The sequence below is a fragment of the Pseudodesulfovibrio cashew genome (assembly GCF_009762795.1).
GTDB lineage: Bacteria > Desulfobacterota > Desulfovibrionia > Desulfovibrionales > Desulfovibrionaceae > Pseudodesulfovibrio > Pseudodesulfovibrio cashew.
Window position 1 is genome coordinate 1,101,895 of record NZ_CP046400.1, and the last position, 17,174, is coordinate 1,119,068.

Consider the following 17,174-nt stretch of genomic DNA (forward strand, 5'->3'; position numbering starts at 1 on the left):
GCGTTAGTGAACGCCTCCGCGTTCCTTGAAGAGCATGCTCATGATCAGACCCGCCAGGATGGCGATGATGACGGCGGCTATACCGTACACCAGGGAATGATCGAAAGCGAACTTGGACAGCATGGCGGGCACGCCGGTGAGCTTGGTGTGCAGCTCCTGCGAGGCCCGGCCCACGATCTTGCCGTCCCTGACGGCCAGGACCTCCACCTCATACACGCCCTGGTGCATGGCGGACGGGATGGACAGCGAGGCGGCGAAGGGCCGCATGCCGTTTTCCGCGTCCTGGTAGGCGACTACGCCATCCTCGATCTCGTAGAAGCCATCCTGCTCCATGAGCTTGATGAATTCGTCGAAGATAAGGTCGTCTGTCTCGCCCTTGACGGACAGGAACCCGAGGTCCGAGTGCTCCCAGTTGATGCCCGGAGTGCCGTCGGTGCCCACGAGAAACACGTCGGGAACGTTGGTGATCTCGATGGAGTTGAGATTCATCCACAGGACGCCCAGGGCCTTGCCCTTCTGCTTGAAGTGGCGGTTCTGGGGCTCGCCCAGCAGCCGGATGACCGCGCTCGTCCCTTCGGGGACCTGGCCGTTGATGGCCAATTGCGCGCCGTTGAAGCTGGTCCCGATGCCCACCAGGTTGGGCCTGATGGTCAGGGAGGTCTGCGCGCCGGCAAAGGCCGGGCAGGACAGCAGCAGGATGGCCACGAAGGCCACGCAGGTTGCGGTGAATTTTCTCATGACTAGTGACCTCCGGCGTAAGCGAGCAGCACGTCGGGCGTGAGCAGCAGGTTGAGCAGCATCTTGACCATGACGGCGAGCACCAGGGTGGCCAGCAGGATCTTGAGTTGCTCGCCCTTGAGCTTGCGGCTGATCCGGGTGCCGAACTGGGCTCCGAGGGTGGAGCCGAGCAGCAGCAGGACGGCCAGCACGAAGTCCACGGTGTGGTTGGTGTACGACTGCAGGATGGTCACGTTGATGCAGGTGAACAGGATCTGGAAGAGGCTGGTGCCGACGACCACGTGCATGGGCATGCGCAGCAGGTAGACCATGATCGGGACCATGATGAAGCCGCCGCCGACGCCCATGATGGCCGCCAGGACGCCCACCAGGACGCCCAGCACCAGGGGCATGAGCACGGACAGGCGTACGCCGGACTTGGTGAACTCCATCTGGAAGGGGAGGCTCTCCAGCATGCTGGTGTAGCGGGATTTCTTCTTGGGGGGAGCCTGGGTGTCGGCCTCCGGGGCCTTCTTGCGCATGCTCTGCAGGCTCTCGATGAACATGTAGGAACCCACGCCGCCGAGCATCAGCACGTAGGTGATGTTGATCAGGAAGTCGGCGTTGCCCATGGCCCTGAGGACCTTGATCACCTGGACGCCGCCAAAGCCGCCGAGCACGCCGCCGATGAGGAGCAGGAAGCCCATCTTGAAGTCCACGTTACCCAGCCTGTAGTGGGCCAGGCAGCCCGAGGTGGACGCCCCGACGATCTGGTTCGAGTCGGAAGCGGCGGCCACGGTCGGCGGTATGCCGAACATGATCAGCAGCGGGGTCATCAGAAATCCTCCACCGACACCGAAAATGCCGGAAAGCAGGCCGACAAACCCTCCCAAGGCGAACACGAGGAACACGTTCACGCTGTTCCCGGCGATGGGAAGATACATATGAAACATTAAGGAACTCCTCTACGGTTTGAATTGCACTCCAACGGTCCCTTTCCGGCCGTCCGTCCCCGTCCTTCCGGTGCCGAACCGTTCCTCTTGCCGTTATCCGCGCCCCCCCGCATCGCTTCGCAGGACCAGGCGCCTTTTCATTTCCTTTTGCTGTGAGCGGAAACCTTCTGGACCACCTCCACCTCGCAGTGGGTGGTGGTGTTCACCGCGTCGATGACCTTCATCAATTTGGCGTAGGCGTCGGGTCGACGGCCCTCCGGGTGGCCGATGAACATCTTGGAGATGGCGTTTTCCCGTATGAATTTAGGGACTTCCTCCTCCATCCTGCCTCGCGTGACGTAGTAATTGATGTGCGCCGAATCGGAGTGATCCTCGGCAAGGACGGATTCGAGCCGCTTTTCCGGTGAGCCGATCCACTGGCCGGAGTCCCCGCACAGGTCGGAGTACTCCTCGTCGACGACCATCAGAATGGAGACCCGCGCGTCGATGCGGTGGGTCAGGCCCATGGCGTAGTAGGCCAGCCACAGGCTGGACTCGGATTTTTCCACGACAATCAATACGTTCTTCATGCTTCCTCTCGTTGCCGCCATAAGAGCAAAGCCGGTGCCAACCCGTCCGAAGGGGGAAAAGCGGCTAACTAACCAGAACTATTGAATGTCTGTCTTTCTATGGTGGGGTGATCCGCTCAATTCACTCGAAATCGTGTTCCATAATGAACAGCTATCGACTGATTCGCTCGTGTCGGCACGAAGGCCGGTGCCCAGACAGTAATACTTTCATAACTATCTGTTTTATTGAAATAAGTGCTAAAATACACTGGAAGTAGTGTATTCGGTATAAGCCGTTTGCGTGTTTCATTATGGAAAAAACGCTTTTTCCGAATCGGCCCGACGGACCAAAAGCTGAAAATCGTGTTTCAAAATGAACAGCCCGGCGCGGGCCGTTGTCGGGCACGCGCCGGGCAGGCATAATTTTTTTTGAAGGAGGGGAAGAGAAAGGGGTGATGGACCGAGAAATGACGCGGGCCGAGGGGGCGTTCGCCGGGCGCTAGTCCTCGTCCGCCTTCAGTCCGAATTTCTTGATCCTGCGCCACAGGGTGGTCCGGGGGATGCCCAGGATGCTGCTGCTCAGCCCCTTGTTGTAGCCGGTGGCCTCCAGGACGCGCTGGATGTGCCGCCGCTCCACCTCTTCCAGGGGGAGCAGACCAGGGGTGCCGAGGCTGCTGAAGGAGAGGTTGAGCAGGTCCTGGGGAAGCTCGCGGATACCCACGGTTTCCCCGTCGGTCAGGGCCACGGCGCGCTGCACGATGTTCTCCAGCTCGCGCACGTTACCCGGGTAGTTGTACTGGACCAGGATGTCCATGGCCTCGGGCGAGATGGAGCGGACGCCCTTGCCGAAGCGGGTGTTGAAGATCTCCAGGAAGTGGTTGGCCAGCAGCGGGATGTCTTCCTTTCGCTCGGCCAGGGGCGGCAGGTAAATTCTGACCACGTTCAGGCGGTAGAACAGGTCCTCGCGGAACTCGCCAGCAAGCATGGCCTCCTCCAGGTCCCGGTTGGTGGCGGCGATGATGCGGATGTCCAGGTCGATGGGCTGGGTGCCGCCCACGCGCATGATGCGCCGCTCCTGGATCACGTGCAGCAGCTTGACCTGCATGTTCAGCGGCATCTCGCCGATCTCGTCCAGGAAGACCGTGCCGCCGTTGGCGGATTCCAGCAGGCCGATCTTGGTGGCCGTGGCCCCGGTAAAGGCACCCTTCTCGTGCCCGAAGAGCTCGCTGGAGATGAGCTCCTCGGTGAACCCGCCGCAGTTGAACGACACGAAGGTCTTGTCCTTGCGGGGGCTGAGATCGTGGATGGCCTTGGCCGCCCGCTCCTTTCCGGTGCCGGTATCGGCCTGGAGCAGCACGTTGCAGTTGACCCCGGCCACCTTGCGGATCATGGCGAAGACCTCGAGCATGGCCGGGCTGGAACCCAGGAAATCCTTGCGCGGGGCCTTTTCCAGGGCCTCCCGCAGGCGGCGGTTTTCCGAGCGCAGCGCGATCTTCTCCTGGGCCTCGCGGACAATGGTCTTGATCTCCTGCAGACGGAAGGGCTTGACCACGTAGTTGGATGCCCCCTTGGCCGTGGCCTCCACAGCCGAGGGAATGCTGGCGTTTCCGGTGATGATCACGGCCTCGACATTGTCGAACCCGGTCTTGACCGCCTCCAGGATGTCCAGGCCGTCCATGTCGGGCAGCTTGAGATCGATGAAGACGAGCTGGAACGGGTCCTCGGCCATGCGCGCCAGGAAATTGTGCCCCGACGAGAAGGTCTCCACCTCGAAGCCGAGTTTTTCCACTGCCCGGGCCACAAGCCGCCTGGCCTGGACCTCGTCGTCTATGACCGCCGCGCGATTGGTTTGCATCAGGCCTCCTCCCCTTCCGCCAGCAGCGGCAGGCGGACGGTGAACGTGGCGCCCTCGCCCGGCTCGCTGTCGGCGTCGATGGACCCGCCGTGCTTCTTGATGATGCCGTAGATGATGGAGAGCCCCAGGCCGGTGCCCTGCCCCACGGGCTTGGTGGTGAAGAAGGGATCGAAGATGCGGCTCAGGGTCTCCCGGTCCATGCCGCAGCCGTTGTCGGCCACGTCCACCCGGAGCATACCCCCGTCCTCGCGGGCCGAGATGCGCAGGGTCCCGCCCTGCTTCATGGCCTGGTCGGCATTGAGGAACAGATTGATGAAAACCTGCTGGAGATAGTGAAGATCGCCCCTGATGGCGGGCAGTCCGTCCGGGATGTCCACCTCCACGCCGACATGGTTCAGGGCCAGTTGATTGCCCACCAGCTTGAGTGTCTGGCTGATGACCGTGGCAATGTCCAGCCGGGACAGGCTGCGCTGCTCCTCGCGGGAGAAGTCGAGCAGGTTGCGGACAACCCCGCTGGCGCGGCCCGTCTCGTTGATGATGTCGGTCAGCAGCTCCCGGATCTCTTCCTTGGGCAGGTCGTCCAGCTCCTCCAGAAGGGTGTCTGCCGTCAGGGAGACATTGTTCAGGGGGTTGTTCAGCTCATGGGCGATGCCCGAGGTCAGGGTGCCGATGGACACCAGCTTGCGGGCCTCGATGAGCTGTTCCTGGCGCGTGTCCAGTTCGCCGGCCATATTCCGGAAGGCAGAGCGCATCAGCAGGGAGATGGGGTCTTCGCTGCTGATCTGCTGCACGGCGGCGTAGTCGCCCTTGGCCACGCCCTCGGCAGCCCGCTGGACGTACTTCAGCCGGTCCAGGACCTTCCTGGCCTGCCAGATGTAGACGATGGTGCCCAGAGCCAGCAGCAACGCCATGACCGCCAGGGGCAGAAACAGGATGCGGTTCAGGGCGGTGTGGATGCGAAGCTTCTTCTGCCGGAGCAGGTCCTGGGCAAACTCCACCAGCCAGGTCCCTTTCCGCCGGGTGGCGGTGGCCACGGTCTTGTCGCCGTGCGCCAGGGAGTTGAGCAGCGTACGGTATTCCCTGATGTTGGCCCGCAGGGAGCCGTAGGCCTCGTTGCCCACGATCTCGACGATCTTGGGCTGGAGCAGGTTGGCCGTTTTTTCGGCCCGGTCAAGATAGACCTGGGCCTCCTTGAGGCTGCCCGGCTCAGGGTAGAACATGAAGTTCTTTTCATACCGGCGCGTTTCCAGGATGTCCGACAACACGTCGTGGAATTCGTCAATGATCGTCAGCCGCTCGCGGAAGGCGGCGATGTTCCACCAGTACATGCCCATGTTCAGGGACATGAACACGACATAGGCGATGAAGAGCAGAAAGACTTTGATTTTGAGTGCGCGCATGCAGGCTCCGGCTTTGCGGGCCACACCGATAGGAACGCCTCCGTTCACATTGAACGAAGACCCCCCTCAGGACCCGGCCCATACTTTCGCCCCAAACGGCAGTAAAAATCAACTCATGCGCTGTCGGGCCGGGAAACCGGCCGGGCAGATGCTGTACAACGCCCTTCCGGCCCTGTATGAAAAGCGCGGCCCTGCGCGATTTCGAGCGGTGGATCTCGCGAAGTCCCGGCCCACTCTCTCGGGAGAACACAAGAACTCCAACAAACACCAACAACCATGCACGTCCTGCTCATCGACAACAACGACAGCTTCACGCGCAACCTGGAGCACCTGCTGGCCACGTCCATCACCGGCGCGGTGATCTCGGTGGAGCCATATGCGCGGCTCGCCGAGCTGGACCTGTCCACTGCGGATCTGATCGTTATTTCGCCGGGACCGGGCGCGCCGGAAGAGTATCCGGGCTACGGCAGGGTGTTCGAAAGCGGCGTGCCGGTGCTGGGCGTGTGCCTCGGCATGCAGATCCTCAACGAACACTTCGGCGGAGAAACGGGCCGCCTTCCCGGCTGCGTGCACGGACAAACCGACACCATTGTCTGGCAGGGGCGCGAGGCTTGTGTGGCGCGCTATCATTCCCTCTGCGCCACGCGGGTGGGGGACGACCTGGACGTGTTGGCGCGCAACGTGGCGGGCGTGGTCATGGCCCTCGGTTCACAACAACGGCGGGTGCTCGGATTCCAGTTCCACCCGGAGTCCTTTCTGACCGATGACGGAGGAGCGTTCCTTGCCGACGCATGCGCATACCTTTCCCTGTAGCCGCGCCGGGTTCGACGCCCTGGCCGGACGGCTGGCGCGGAGTGGAGGCGCGGACTTCATCCTGTCCTCGCCGGGGTATCCGGCCCAGACCGAGTCGGTCATCGGCGTGGAGCCCGTGGCCGAGCTGCGGTTCACCCCGTCCACCACGCCGGAGGAGATAAAGCGGTTCTGCTTCGGCTCCCCCGGCCTGAGCCTGGGGTTTGTCAGCTACACCTACGGCATGCTGCTGCGCGGTGTCGCGTCCGCCAAGCCGCTGGACTTCCCCCTCGGCCACCTGAAGAAATTCCGAGCCGTGGCCGAGTTCGATCCCGAAGCAGGAGCCGTGGTCCATACGGAGGACCCGGCTCTGGTCAGGCGCATCGGGCTGCTGCTGGAGGTCGGAGAAGAATCGACGCCGCCGGTGACGCTGCCCAAGGGCGACTTTACCGCGTCGCTGGACCGGGCGGGGTACGAGGCCGGAGTGAGCGAGGCCCTGGAGCGCATCCGCTCTGGCCACACCTACCAGCTCAACCTGTCCGCGAAATTTTCGAGGCATTGGCCGGACCTCGACCCCCTGGCCCTGTTCATGGCCCTGCGCCGGGATCACCCCGCGCCGTTTTACGCCTGGCTGGAGTCCGGTCCGCACCGGGTGCTCTCCACCTCACCCGAGCGTTTTCTGCGCGTGGCTGACGGAGAGGTGCTCTCCCAACCCATCAAGGGCACGCTCAAGGTGGAACCCGACGCGGGAGAATACGAACCCGGCCAGGAAGAGCGGCTGACCGGGTCCGCCAAAGAGAGCGCCGAGCTGTCCATGATCGTGGACCTGATCCGCAACGACATCTCCACCAATTGCGACTACGGCTCGGTGCGAGTGGAAAACCACAAGTCCGTATTCCAGGTGGACAACCTGTTGCAGATGTACGCGAACGTACGCGGCACCCTGCGCCAGGATCGCGACTGCCTCGACCTCTTCCTGGACGCCTTTCCCGGCGGGTCCGTCACCGGCTGTCCCAAGCACAGTTCCATGGAGATCATCGAGGCGCTGGAGCCCCACTCGCGCGGCGTCTACTGCGGCTCGGCGGTGGTCATCCGCGACGAGCGGAACATGGATTCGTCCATCGCCATCCGCACCGCCACCTGGGACGCGGCCTCGGGCGGGTTCGCGGTCTACGGGGGGAGCGGTATCGTGGTGGACTCTGACCCGGCAAAAGAGTATCGGGAAACCATCGCAAAACTGGAAAAATTCTTCGCCCTGGGAGGCGCATGATCTATTACTACGCCGGGAAACTCAGGGAAGGCGCTTTCCCCATTGATCCCGCCGCGCCAGGCTTCCGCTATGGCGCGGGTTTCTTCGAGACCATCTGTTACAACGGCTCCGTTCTCTGCCATCTGGACCGCCACCTGGACCGGCTGTTCCATGCTCTGCGCGACCATGCCGTGCCGCACCGGAGCATCGACTTCGAGGCTGCCATCCTCCGGGTGCTGGCCGAAAACGGGCTGTCCGAGAGCTTTGCCCGGGTAAACATCGTCTACCCCATGCGCGAACCGGAGGCGCGCCCCGTGGTCATGGCCGCCCCCTTCGAGCCGGCGCCCCACAAGGCCTACCGCCTGTGTGTCTGCTCGGACCGCCACGTCTCCGCGCTCAACGCCTACAAGACCACCAGCTACATGTTTTTCCACCTCGCCCGGCGGCAGGCCCAGGCCATTGGGTTTGACGACGCCGTGCTGCTCGACCTCAATGACAACCTGCTCGAAAGTTCCACCGGTGCCATCCTCTTGAAAAGACAGGGTGAATACTTCGAGATGGACTCGCCCTACAAGCTGCCGTCCACCGCCCTGGCCCTGGCCGGGGAAGTCCTCGACGTGGTCCCCGCCACCGTCCCGCTCGGTGATCTCGGGCAGTACCGGCACGCGTATCTGCTCAATTCGCTCATCGGCATGCGGCCCATCGTTTCCATCGGGGAGAACGCCTTCATCCCGGATGAGGGGCCTTGCCAGAAGGTTACCGACGTCGTTCTGGAGCGGTAAGGGGGCGCCTGCGGCGCGGCCTGAGAGTCAGCGGCGGGGCCTGCGGCCCCTCGCTTCCAGGTCCGCGCCTGTGGCGCGGAAGAGCCGTTGTTGGAGCGTTCCGCTCCTCCCCCTCCGGGAATCGCGCTTGCAGCGCGTGGAGAGCCGGATTTGGGGCTATGCCCCAAATACCCTCCATGCCCTGCCGGGCGGGCCTACTTTCTTTGGCGGCGCCCAAAGAAAGTAGCAAAGAAAGGTCGCTGTAGCGCCATCTCCGCCCTGATGCTCGCTGGCAAGAATCTCATCCAACCCGGTCGGCTTCAGACTTCGTTGAGTGAAACGCTCTGCCAGCCTTATCATTTGGAGGCCGTCCCACGCCGTGCGTATCGAGACCAAAGAGCCGCCGCCCGGGTTGGTGAGCTTCTAGGCCCGTGAGCAAGGAGCTCACGGCGGCCCCCCGAAGGGAAGTCAACGCGCCGAATTGCTTCTTTCTGATTTGTACAGAAGTGCCAGCTCGACTTGATGGGAAAAGTTGTCTTAATTAAGCAGCTTGGTGCTGGCTTAACATGGCGGACAAAGGCCAATTACCTCATTCGGCAAGTTCCCAATCACTCGGGCAACGACCGGTCATCGAGTTCGGGGCTTAGAGCCGCTTGCACACGGCTGTAGTGCAGCCCGAAGCGCGCCTGCCCACAGGCTTTCGCTTTTCGGGCAGCGAAAGCCGTGTTAGCGGCTCTTGGCCACGAGATCGCGCTGCAGCACAAAAAGCGCGTCTTTTGCTTACTTTTGGACGCGCCAGCCCAAAAGTAAGTCGGCCCAAAAGGGCCGAAACCCTTCCTACATCAATCGCCGCCTAGAAAGGCGGCTTCCTTCTCTCTCTTCCTCTTCTCCCCTTTTCCATCAAACAAAAAAGGCCGCCCTCAATTGGGCGGCCTTTTTTGTTTCCCGTCTTCCCCCTACCGGGAAACCAACTCCTCCAATATCCTCGCGGAGTTCTCCCCTCCATTGAGGTTCAACCCATGCGGGGTGGGCGTACGCTCCAACCCGGCGGCCATGTGCGAGGCCATGGTCTCCGGGGCCAGGTCCTCGTCCAGCAACATCTTCACGATGCCGCGTTCCTCCAACCGCGTGGTGCGCATGCGCTGCTCGCGATTTTGGAGGAAGGGGTACATGAGCCCGTAGGTGCCGGCGGCAAGCAGGTTCATGGTCGTGTTGTATCCGCCCAGGGACACGGACAGGTCGGCGGCGTCCAGGTAATCCGGGAACCGCTTGGTGAACCGCTTCACGGTGATCCAGTCATGCCCTTCGGCCATGGCCTGGTATTCGGCGAAGGCCTCGTCCGTGGCGTAGGGGCCGGTAAAGACGATGAGCTTATGCGGATGGGTCTCGGCCAGCAGCACCGAGGCGGACAGGGTGGACTTGAGCAGGCTTCCGCCGATGTGGCCGCCGCCCACCGACTGGACCACCAGCGGGACGTCGCCCAGGCCGAGCTCCTCCCGCAGGGCCGCGCCCGCGCCGGGCTCGGGCTTGCGGGCCACGTAGCCGGTGTAGTGGACCTCGGGCACGATGCCGTCCACACCCGGAAAGGTCTCCTCCAGCCGGACCAGCTTGGGGTCGGAGTGGACCAGCACGGCCTGAAAATTGGGGTTGAGCATGGCGTGGACCCGCTGCACCTGACGCTGCATGTCGGCCTTCTCCACCAGGATGTCCCGCACCGAGCAGACTGCCTTGCACGGGCCCCAGGTGGAGAAATTCACGCCCTCCAGGATGGGCAGCAGCTCGAAACGAAACTTCTTGCGGCCAAAGGGGAAAAGCTCCACCAGAAAAACGTCGGGCCGGTACTCTCGCATGATCTCCTTGAATTGCTTCAACCGCCGGGAGAGCACGTCCTCCACGTCGGTGACGCCCTCCTCCAGCGGAATGAACGACTTGAAATCCGGGGTCATCATCAACCCGGGCAGCTGGATGTGGGTCATGTGCGCAGGCTTGTCGAACTCCACCTCTGCCCCGCCCGTGACCATGATCACCTCATGATCCTTGAGACCCTTGATGATCTCCAGGCTGCGGAAGACGTGGCCCACGCCCAGGACGTGCTGGCAATAGAAGACAATGCGCATTTACAGCTCCATGTTGATCTCGCCCAGGGCGAGCTCGTTCTCGAAACATTCGATCCGATGCACCCGGTAGGGGCGTATGGGGGATTTCTCGCCGGGCAGATACTCCAGGCCGGACAGGGCGTACATCAGACACTTGAGCACGCCGTTGTGGGTGACCACCAGTACGCGGTCATCGGGATGGGCCTCGGCGAACTCCAGCAGGGCGTCGCAGGCCCGTTGGAGCACCTCCTCGCGACTCTCGCCACCCGGAGGACGGAAGTCGAAGCCGCGCTTTTCCTGTTTATCCACCTTGGCGCGAAGCTGCTTCAACTCCGCTTTGGTCAGGCCGGTCCACTCGCCCCAGTCCTGTTCGCCGAGCCGCGCGTCGGCGGAAATCGGCAGCCCGCCGAGCTTCCCGTTGAGGATGGCGGCGGTCTGTTCGGCCCGGGCCAGCGCCGAGGTCAGGATGCGATCGAACCGGTTATCCGCGAGAGAGTCGGCCCAGGAGTCGGCCATGGTTCGCCCCTCGTCCGAGAGGTCCGTGTTCGTGGTGCCCTGGATGCGCTTGTCGCGGTTCCAGTCCGTAAGCCCGTGCCGCAGGCAGAAGAAAGTGGTCACGATTGCTTCCTTTCGCGCACCAGGCGCGTGATGATCTCGTTGAGCGGGGCGTAGGCCGTGGCCGAGGTGTGGTTGTCCCGCACGTAGGGTGCCGCCTGCGCGCCGAGCCGCTCCAGCAGGGCGGAATCCGTGAGCAGCCGGTCCACGGCTTCGGTGAAGGCGCGCCTGTCCACGGGCGTTATCAGGCCGGAAACCTCATGGCGGATCACGTGGGGCGCGCCCTCGTCGTCGGTGGCCACCACGGGCAGGCCGCACCGCTGGGCCTCCAGATAGACCATGCCCACGCTTTCCTCAAGGCCGGGAAAGGCGAACAGGTCGCCCGCGCTGAACAGCCCGGCGAGCTCGGTCCTGTCCACCAGGCCGAGAAAAGTCACTCTTTCGCCCAGCCGCTCGCGGGCCAGGGCCTCGATCTCGTCCCGGCGCGGGCCGCCCCCGGCAACCACGAGCCGGAAATCCCGGCCCCGGGCCGCCAGCTCGGCGCAGGTCTCCACCACCCACCTGAGCCCCTCGGCCTTGACCCCGTGGCGCATGATGGCCGCCGTCACGATCACCGGGACGCCGTCAGCACTCCATTCCCGGCGTAGCCGCTCCCGGGCCGCCTCGTCCCTGGCGAACAACCCTTCGGGCAGGCCGGGACGGACGTAAGTGTAGCGGTCTTCGGGCAGCAGCTTGGCGCAGCCGCGCATGTCGTTTACCCGGTTGCAGACGATGTGGTCCGAAGCAAGCATGGCCCGCTTGTTCAGGGCGTAGCCCGGCCAGGTGGCGAGCCTGCGGCCCCGGTTTTCGGCATAGGACGCCTGAAAGATGACGTAGGGCATGGCCAGTCGACGCGTGATTGTGGGGCCGAACACGTCCGGCACCTTGTAGTAGCTGCCGTAGGTCAGCCAGCAGTCAGCGCCGCGCGCCGCGTCGGCCATGCGGTTTAAGGCACGCCAGGCACCGGGCCAGGTGGTCGGTTTGCGATAGATCTCCTTGGCCGGAAAATAGGGAAGCGGCAGGACCTCGTGTCCGAACCCGGCCAGGGCTGCCGCCAGATCACGGGCGATGGTCACGTCTCCGGAGACGGAGGCGTGATCAATGGGCTTGAACGGGGTGCAAAAGGCGATTTTCATGACCTGCCGGGCTGTTGAAGTTGCTCCCGGCGTTCTACACCAAAGGGCCTGGAGAGGAAAGGCGCAAGGGGAACCGCCGCGCCGGGAGGGGCGGCAAGAATCGGATTGCGGCCCGCCACGCTTCTGCTACACTGCGCCGACCACAGGCAGACAATGGAGACGCGCTTGAAGAAACTGGACGCCATCATATTCGACTTCGACGGAACCCTGGCCGACGTGCCCCTGGACTTCGACCTGATGAAAACCAGGATCGCGGCCCTGGGCGAGGTCTTTCTGGGCGAGCGCCCCGTGCCCGGCACCACCCCGGCCCTGGAGTGGCTCGAGGAGCTGGTGCAGCAGGCCATGGAGTGGGACGAGGACGAGGGCAAGGAGTTCCGCTCGCGGGGCCAACTGGTGATCACGGCCATGGAGCTGGACGCGGCCCGGGAAGGCAGGCTGTTCGAGTTCACCCGGCCCGCCCTGGAACTGCTGCGGGAGCGCGGCGTGGCGGCCGGAGTAATTACCCGCAACATCACCCCGGCGGTGAAGACCGTATTTCCCGACATAGAGAAATTCATCCGGGCCTTTGTGCCGAGAGAGGACGCCGTGCGCGTCAAGCCCGACCCGGCCCATCTCTTCCAGGCCCTGGACAGGCTGGGCGCGGACCCGGCCAACTCGCTCATGGTGGGCGACCACCCCATGGACGTGATAACGGCCAAAAACGGAGGCGCACTGGCCGCCGCCGTGACCAGCGGCAGGATCGGGCCGGAGGGATTCGCCGAGCTCGAACCCGATTTTCTGGCTCCGGACGTGGGACAACTCATGACGCTGCTGGAGGAAGCAGGCAGGCTCTAGCCGCCTGGAGGGCCTCTAACAGTGCTGAATATTTCTATTGTCTTCTATTGACTCCTTGATGTAGTGGGGGTGCATGGGGAAAATTTATGAAAAGGCCATGACCGAGGAGGAGATCCGGGAAGCCCTCAAGGACGATCCCGTCCTGGCTGAGGAGCCCGGTCCCACGGCTCCAGCCACTATCCAAGAAGAGCTTGAGCGGGCGGACAAACTCTACGGCGAAGCCGTGAACTACGCCAAATCCTTCATGGACAACGTCCGGGAAGGCAAACCATTCGACTTTCAGGACGCCACCCCCCTGGTCAACGACCTCATCGATTCCGTCTTCCGCAACGACTCGGCCACGGCAGCCATCAGCAAGCTCAAGGCCTTTGACGAATACACCTACACTCACTGCATCAATGTCTCGGTCCTGGCCGTGATCCTCGGCAAGCGGCTCGGCTATTCACGTGAGAAGCTGGAGATGGTCGGCATGGCCGGCATGTTCCACGACGTGGGCAAGGCGATCATTCCCCCACACATCCTGAACAAGCCGGGCGCGCTCACGGACAAGGAGATGGACGTCATGCGCACCCATCCCGTTCACGGCTACAAGCTGCTCAAGGAACAGCCCGACATCCCGGAGGAGATCATCCGGGGCGCCATGGAGCACCATGAGAAGCACGACGGAAGCGGCTACCCGCGCGGGCTCAAGGGCGAGCAGATCAGCGAGATCGCCCGGCTCCTGGCCGTGGTGGACGTGTACGACGCCCTGACCAGCAAACGGGTCTACAAGGACCCCCTCCCCCCCGGAAAGGTCCTGGCCATGATGTATAAATGGCGGGTCACGGATTTCTACCCGGACATCGTGGAGCAGTTCATCAAGAGCCTGGGCGTGTACCCTGTGGGCAGCTTCGTGCGTCTCTCCACGGGAGAGCACGGCGTGGTCACCGACCACTCCCCGGAACACCCGCTCAACCCGGTGGTGCGCATCTGCTACGACGAGCGCATGCGCCCGGAGCTCAAGCGGGACGTCAACCTGGCCGAAGACCCGGACCTGCGCATCACCGACGTAATCAACCCCGACGAGCACGGGGTGGACATCTTCAAACTCATCCAGTGACGAACCGAGGGTGGCGATGCGGAGAATAGCGCTGTGCATGTCCGGCGGGATGCGTTGCTACCGGCAGACCGTGGACTCCCTGCGCCGCAATCTCATCGAGGCCAACCCGGACTGCGAGTTCGACCTGTTCCTCGTCACCAACGAGAAAGTCAGCCACGGCTCCAAGGACTACCAGCAGCCGGACGCGTACGGCAAACGAGTGTCCGAACTCTACGGCCCCCTCATGAAACGGAAGGAAAAGCCCTTTTCCGAAGCGGCTGCGCAGGAAGTGTACGGCGACCTGCTCCGGCGCATGGAGGTGTGGGGCGACGACCAGCCCTACGGCTACTTCCAGATCCTCTCCATGTTCTGGAAAATCGTCCGGTGCGACGAAATCAGGATGGAATACGGGCGCGAGCACGATTTCGAATACGATCTGGTCATCCGCCTGCGCAGCGACCTGCTCATCTGCACCCCGCTGGACCTGACGCCGTTCTTCGACAAGCCGGGGGTCATGTTCCAGAGCTGGCTCTACAATCCGGGCGAACCGCGCCTGGTCGAGCCGCTGATGACGCTTTTGGAGGACGAAAGCCAGCCCCTGGCCCCGCTCATGCCCCACCCGGACGCGGGCGGCAAGTTTTCGGACATCATGTTCTGGTCCGACGGACCGACCATGGCCCGGATGCACGGCGTCACCGACTTTTTCCTCAAGTTCCTCAATCGATTCCAGAAGGACAAGGGGCTGCCTCCCCTGACGTCGCACACGCCGCCTCCCGAATACGGCGGCCACCCCGGCAGCTGGGATATGCTCACCCTGTTCTACCTGCGCTTCAAAGGCATCACCCCGCATCCGGGAAGAACCTTCCTCTCCTTCCTGGTCCTTCATCTGGTCCTTGAGCAGGGCGTGACCATCCGCAAGGAAGACCTGCCGGAGGAGTTCCGGCGGGAGCTCCTGCGAGCCTATTTCCGGGACGAGCCCTTCACCGCGCGGCTGGCTCTCCCCTAGCTCTTACGCAGCCAATTGCCAGCCACTTCAACGTATTCCGATTGAATTGTAACCCTGCCGACACATGGGGGTCATGATTATCATTGCATGCCCTTGGGGTATGTTTATTATTGGGTTAATTGTTAGGCTCCCCTAAACAACCCCTCATAGCCAAGGAGTGGATATGATCCGCTATAAGGATTGGCAGCTTAAATTCAAAATACTCATCCCGACCTTCCTGGTCGTCCTGGCCGTGATGATCGCCAGCAGCCTGATCATGACTCTCAAGGCCCAGGACATGGCTCTGGGACAGGCCAAGGAAACCGCTCACTCGGCCGCCTACGGCTTCAGCGCCGAGCTGGAGAACACCATGGGGCGGGCCATGACCGTCACGCGCACCCTGGCTGCGGTCTTTGAGCAGGGCACCAATTACGCCAAGATCCCCGACCGGGACCTGCTGGACGGCATCCTCGTCGAGACGCTCAAACGCCATGAGGGGCTGGCTGGTGCATGGTGTGCCTTCCCGCCCGGCGCATTCGGCGATGACGAGGAGACATACCGGGCCAAGTACAAGGGCGCCTATCGCAACTGGTACTACCGCGACGGCAACAGCATCGCGTCCAGCTACGCGGGCGACGCCAACCTGGAAGGCCAGGCGTGGTTCGAAGTTCCCATGTCGGGCGATGTGGAGACCCTTACGGAGCCCTATCCCTGGGAAGCCAACGGCAAGAAGTTCTGGCTCTCCTCCACGGGTTACCCCGTCAAGAAAAACGGAAGAAACATCGGCGTCGTCGGTGTGGACTTCTACCTCAACGACCTGCAGACGCTCGTGGGGGGCATCAAGCCCTTCGAGACCGGATATGCCTTCCTGGTGACCAACAAGGGCACCGTGGTGGCCTATCCCAAGGAGGACGTCATCGGCAAACCGTACGCCGATATCGCCGACAAGGAGAATGAATCGCAAACCCTGTCGGCCATCAAGAGCGGTCAGGAAATCTCCTATGAAACCTACACCCCGGACGGCGAGCACGTCTACATCACCTTCCGCCCCGTGAAGATCGGCCGCACCACAACGCCGTGGAGCCTGGCCGTGGTCATCCCCTGGGACAAGGTGCTGGAGCAGGGGCACTCCTTCGCGTACCTGTCGGCCGTCATGGCCGTGGTCATTCTCGTCCTCCTTTTCGTGGTCCTGTGGTTCATCGCCAGCGCCATCACCAAGCCCATTCACAAGGGCATCGGCCTGGCACGGAACCTCGCCGACGGTGACCTGACGCGCACCATCGACGTGGACCAGAAGGACGAGGTGGGCGTTCTGGCCGACTCCCTCGGACAGATGACCGCACGCCTCAACGACGTCATCGGCACGGTGAGCGACTCCACCGAAAGTGTGGCCTCGGGCAGCGAGCAACTGGCCGCTTCGTCCCAGGCCCTGGCCCAGGGCGCCTCGGAGCAGGCCGCCAGCATCGAGGAGGTCTCCTCCTCCATGGAAGAGATGGCTTCCAACATCCAGGCCAACGCGGATAACGCCGGGCAGACCGAAGCCCTGGCCGATCGCGCCGCCGTCCGCGCCGAAGAATCCGGCAAGGCCGTGTCTTCGGCCATGGGGGCGATGACCGACATCGCGGAAAAGATCTCCGTCATCGAGGAGATCGCCCGCCAGACCAATCTGCTGGCGCTCAATGCCGCAATCGAGGCCGCCCGCGCCGGCGAGCACGGAAAGGGATTCGCCGTGGTCGCCGCAGAGGTGCGCAAGCTTGCCGAGCGAAGCGGCGTGGCAGCGGCCGAGATCAGCGAACTCTCCATATCCACGGTAAAGGTGGCCGAAGAGGCCGGGGAAAAGCTCAGCCAGCTGGTTCCCGACATTCAGGAGACCGCTCGCATGATCCGGGAAATCGCCACGGCCAGCAACGAGCAGAACACGGGCGTGGAGCAGATCAACGCCGCCATCCAGCAGCTGGATCAGGTAACCCAGCAGAATGCCTCGTCTTCGGAGGAGCTGGCGTCCACTGCGGAAAGCCTGGCCAGCGAGGGAAGCCACCTGCAACAGACCATCAGCTTCTTCAAGCTTGACCACTCGGGCGCAGAACGCTTCGCGCAACGCGCAACGCGCGCCTTGCCTAGTCGAGATGACGATGATCTCGAGCGGTTCTGACATGACATTCCATAAAAACAAAACGCG

At 63.0% G+C, this 17,174-nt stretch carries 15 protein-coding genes; 7 read left to right on the plus strand and 8 right to left on the minus strand.

Annotated features, from left to right (window positions below; all coding sequences use genetic code 11):
• Positions 1-3: 3 nt before the first annotated feature.
• From GM415_RS04855 to GM415_RS04875, 5 genes are all read right to left on the minus strand, one after another.
• Positions 4-738 carry a TIGR02186 family protein gene (locus tag GM415_RS04855; protein WP_158946703.1) on the minus strand — a complete coding sequence of 245 codons (735 nt, stop codon included), beginning with the start codon at positions 736-738 and terminating at the stop codon, positions 4-6.
• Positions 739-740: 2 nt separating this feature from the next.
• Positions 741-1,670, minus strand: a complete 930-nt coding sequence (locus GM415_RS04860; RefSeq protein ID WP_158946704.1) for a sulfite exporter TauE/SafE family protein — start codon at positions 1,668-1,670, stop codon at positions 741-743.
• Positions 1,671-1,807: 137 nt separating this feature from the next.
• Positions 1,808-2,239 carry a universal stress protein gene (locus GM415_RS04865; protein WP_158946705.1) on the minus strand — a complete coding sequence of 144 codons (432 nt, stop codon included), beginning with the start codon at positions 2,237-2,239 and terminating at the stop codon, positions 1,808-1,810.
• 478 nt (positions 2,240-2,717) lie between these two features.
• Positions 2,718-4,073: a sigma-54-dependent transcriptional regulator gene (locus GM415_RS04870; RefSeq protein ID WP_158946706.1), complete on the minus strand. Its 1,356-nt coding sequence runs from the start codon at positions 4,071-4,073 to the stop codon at positions 2,718-2,720.
• Positions 4,073-5,473, minus strand: coding sequence for a sensor histidine kinase (locus GM415_RS04875; protein WP_158946707.1), 1,401 nt, complete (start codon positions 5,471-5,473; stop codon positions 4,073-4,075). Before GM415_RS04875 ends, GM415_RS04870 begins: the two co-directional genes overlap by 1 nt.
• 276 nt (positions 5,474-5,749) lie before the next feature.
• Here GM415_RS04875 and GM415_RS04880 point away from each other — a divergent pair, with 276 nt between their 5' ends.
• Genes GM415_RS04880 through GM415_RS04890 form a run of 3 tightly spaced genes read left to right on the plus strand, consistent with a single transcriptional unit; the run spans position 5,750 to position 8,293 of the window.
• Positions 5,750-6,286 (plus strand): aminodeoxychorismate/anthranilate synthase component II, encoded by a 537-nt coding sequence (locus GM415_RS04880; RefSeq protein WP_158946708.1) that lies wholly within the window; start codon positions 5,750-5,752, stop codon positions 6,284-6,286.
• The gene (locus GM415_RS04885) at positions 6,255-7,532 is read left to right on the plus strand and encodes a chorismate-binding protein (protein ID WP_158946709.1); all 1,278 of its coding nucleotides are present in this window, start codon (positions 6,255-6,257) and stop codon (positions 7,530-7,532) included. Before GM415_RS04880 ends, GM415_RS04885 begins: the two co-directional genes overlap by 32 nt.
• Positions 7,529-8,293 (plus strand): aminotransferase class IV, encoded by a 765-nt coding sequence (locus GM415_RS04890; RefSeq protein WP_158946710.1) that lies wholly within the window; start codon positions 7,529-7,531, stop codon positions 8,291-8,293. The genes GM415_RS04885 and GM415_RS04890 overlap by 4 nt, the downstream gene beginning before the upstream one ends.
• A gap of 935 nt (positions 8,294-9,228) precedes the next feature.
• Here GM415_RS04890 and GM415_RS04895 read toward each other — a convergent pair.
• The 3 genes from GM415_RS04895 to GM415_RS04905 are packed head-to-tail and all read right to left on the minus strand — an operon-like array spanning position 9,229 to position 12,098.
• The gene (locus GM415_RS04895; protein ID WP_158946711.1) at positions 9,229-10,389 is read right to left on the minus strand and encodes a glycosyltransferase family protein; all 1,161 of its coding nucleotides are present in this window, start codon (positions 10,387-10,389) and stop codon (positions 9,229-9,231) included.
• Positions 10,390-10,986 (minus strand): histidine phosphatase family protein, encoded by a 597-nt coding sequence (locus GM415_RS04900; RefSeq protein WP_158946712.1) that lies wholly within the window; start codon positions 10,984-10,986, stop codon positions 10,390-10,392. It abuts the gene before it with no gap.
• A complete protein-coding gene (locus GM415_RS04905; RefSeq protein WP_158946713.1) occupies positions 10,983-12,098 on the minus strand; it encodes a glycosyltransferase family 4 protein in 1,116 nt (371 codons plus the stop codon). Before GM415_RS04905 ends, GM415_RS04900 begins: the two co-directional genes overlap by 4 nt.
• A 165-nt stretch (positions 12,099-12,263) precedes the next feature.
• Between GM415_RS04905 and GM415_RS04910 the strand changes: the two genes are divergently transcribed.
• The 4 genes from GM415_RS04910 (at position 12,264) to GM415_RS04925 (ending at position 17,147) form a co-directional block, all read left to right on the plus strand.
• Complete coding sequence (locus tag GM415_RS04910) at positions 12,264-12,932, plus strand: HAD family hydrolase (protein ID WP_242012349.1); 669 nt, start codon at positions 12,264-12,266, stop codon at positions 12,930-12,932.
• A 73-nt stretch (positions 12,933-13,005) separates the two neighbouring features.
• Positions 13,006-14,031, plus strand: a complete 1,026-nt coding sequence (locus tag GM415_RS04915; protein WP_158946715.1) for an HD-GYP domain-containing protein — start codon at positions 13,006-13,008, stop codon at positions 14,029-14,031.
• Positions 14,032-14,047: 16 nt separating this feature from the next.
• On the plus strand, positions 14,048-15,016 hold the full coding sequence (locus GM415_RS04920) for a hypothetical protein (protein ID WP_158946716.1): 969 nt from the start codon (positions 14,048-14,050) through the stop codon (positions 15,014-15,016).
• 163 nt (positions 15,017-15,179) lie between these two features.
• Positions 15,180-17,147 (plus strand): methyl-accepting chemotaxis protein, encoded by a 1,968-nt coding sequence (locus tag GM415_RS04925; RefSeq protein WP_242012350.1) that lies wholly within the window; start codon positions 15,180-15,182, stop codon positions 17,145-17,147.
• The last annotated feature ends 27 nt before the right edge of the window (positions 17,148-17,174 follow it).

Excerpts from the sequence above, each read along its gene's own strand:
- GM415_RS04855 (WP_158946703.1), bottom strand. The coding sequence starts at position 738 with ATGAGAAAATTCACCGCAACCTGCGTGGCCTTCGTGGCCATCCTGCTG.
- GM415_RS04920 (WP_158946716.1), top strand. The coding sequence starts at position 14,048 with ATGCGGAGAATAGCGCTGTGCATGTCCGGCGGGATGCGTTGCTACCGG.
- GM415_RS04905 (WP_158946713.1), bottom strand. The coding sequence starts at position 12,098 with ATGAAAATCGCCTTTTGCACCCCGTTCAAGCCCATTGATCACGCCTCC.
- GM415_RS04870 (WP_158946706.1), bottom strand. The coding sequence starts at position 4,073 with ATGCAAACCAATCGCGCGGCGGTCATAGACGACGAGGTCCAGGCCAGG.
- GM415_RS04865 (WP_158946705.1), bottom strand. The coding sequence starts at position 2,239 with ATGAAGAACGTATTGATTGTCGTGGAAAAATCCGAGTCCAGCCTGTGG.
- GM415_RS04860 (WP_158946704.1), bottom strand. The coding sequence starts at position 1,670 with ATGTTTCATATGTATCTTCCCATCGCCGGGAACAGCGTGAACGTGTTC.
- GM415_RS04895 (WP_158946711.1), bottom strand. The coding sequence starts at position 10,389 with ATGCGCATTGTCTTCTATTGCCAGCACGTCCTGGGCGTGGGCCACGTC.
- GM415_RS04880 (WP_158946708.1), top strand. The coding sequence starts at position 5,750 with ATGCACGTCCTGCTCATCGACAACAACGACAGCTTCACGCGCAACCTG.
- GM415_RS04925 (WP_242012350.1), top strand. The coding sequence starts at position 15,180 with ATGATCCGCTATAAGGATTGGCAGCTTAAATTCAAAATACTCATCCCG.
- GM415_RS04890 (WP_158946710.1), top strand. The coding sequence starts at position 7,529 with ATGATCTATTACTACGCCGGGAAACTCAGGGAAGGCGCTTTCCCCATT.
- GM415_RS04915 (WP_158946715.1), top strand. The coding sequence starts at position 13,006 with ATGGGGAAAATTTATGAAAAGGCCATGACCGAGGAGGAGATCCGGGAA.
- GM415_RS04875 (WP_158946707.1), bottom strand. The coding sequence starts at position 5,473 with ATGCGCGCACTCAAAATCAAAGTCTTTCTGCTCTTCATCGCCTATGTC.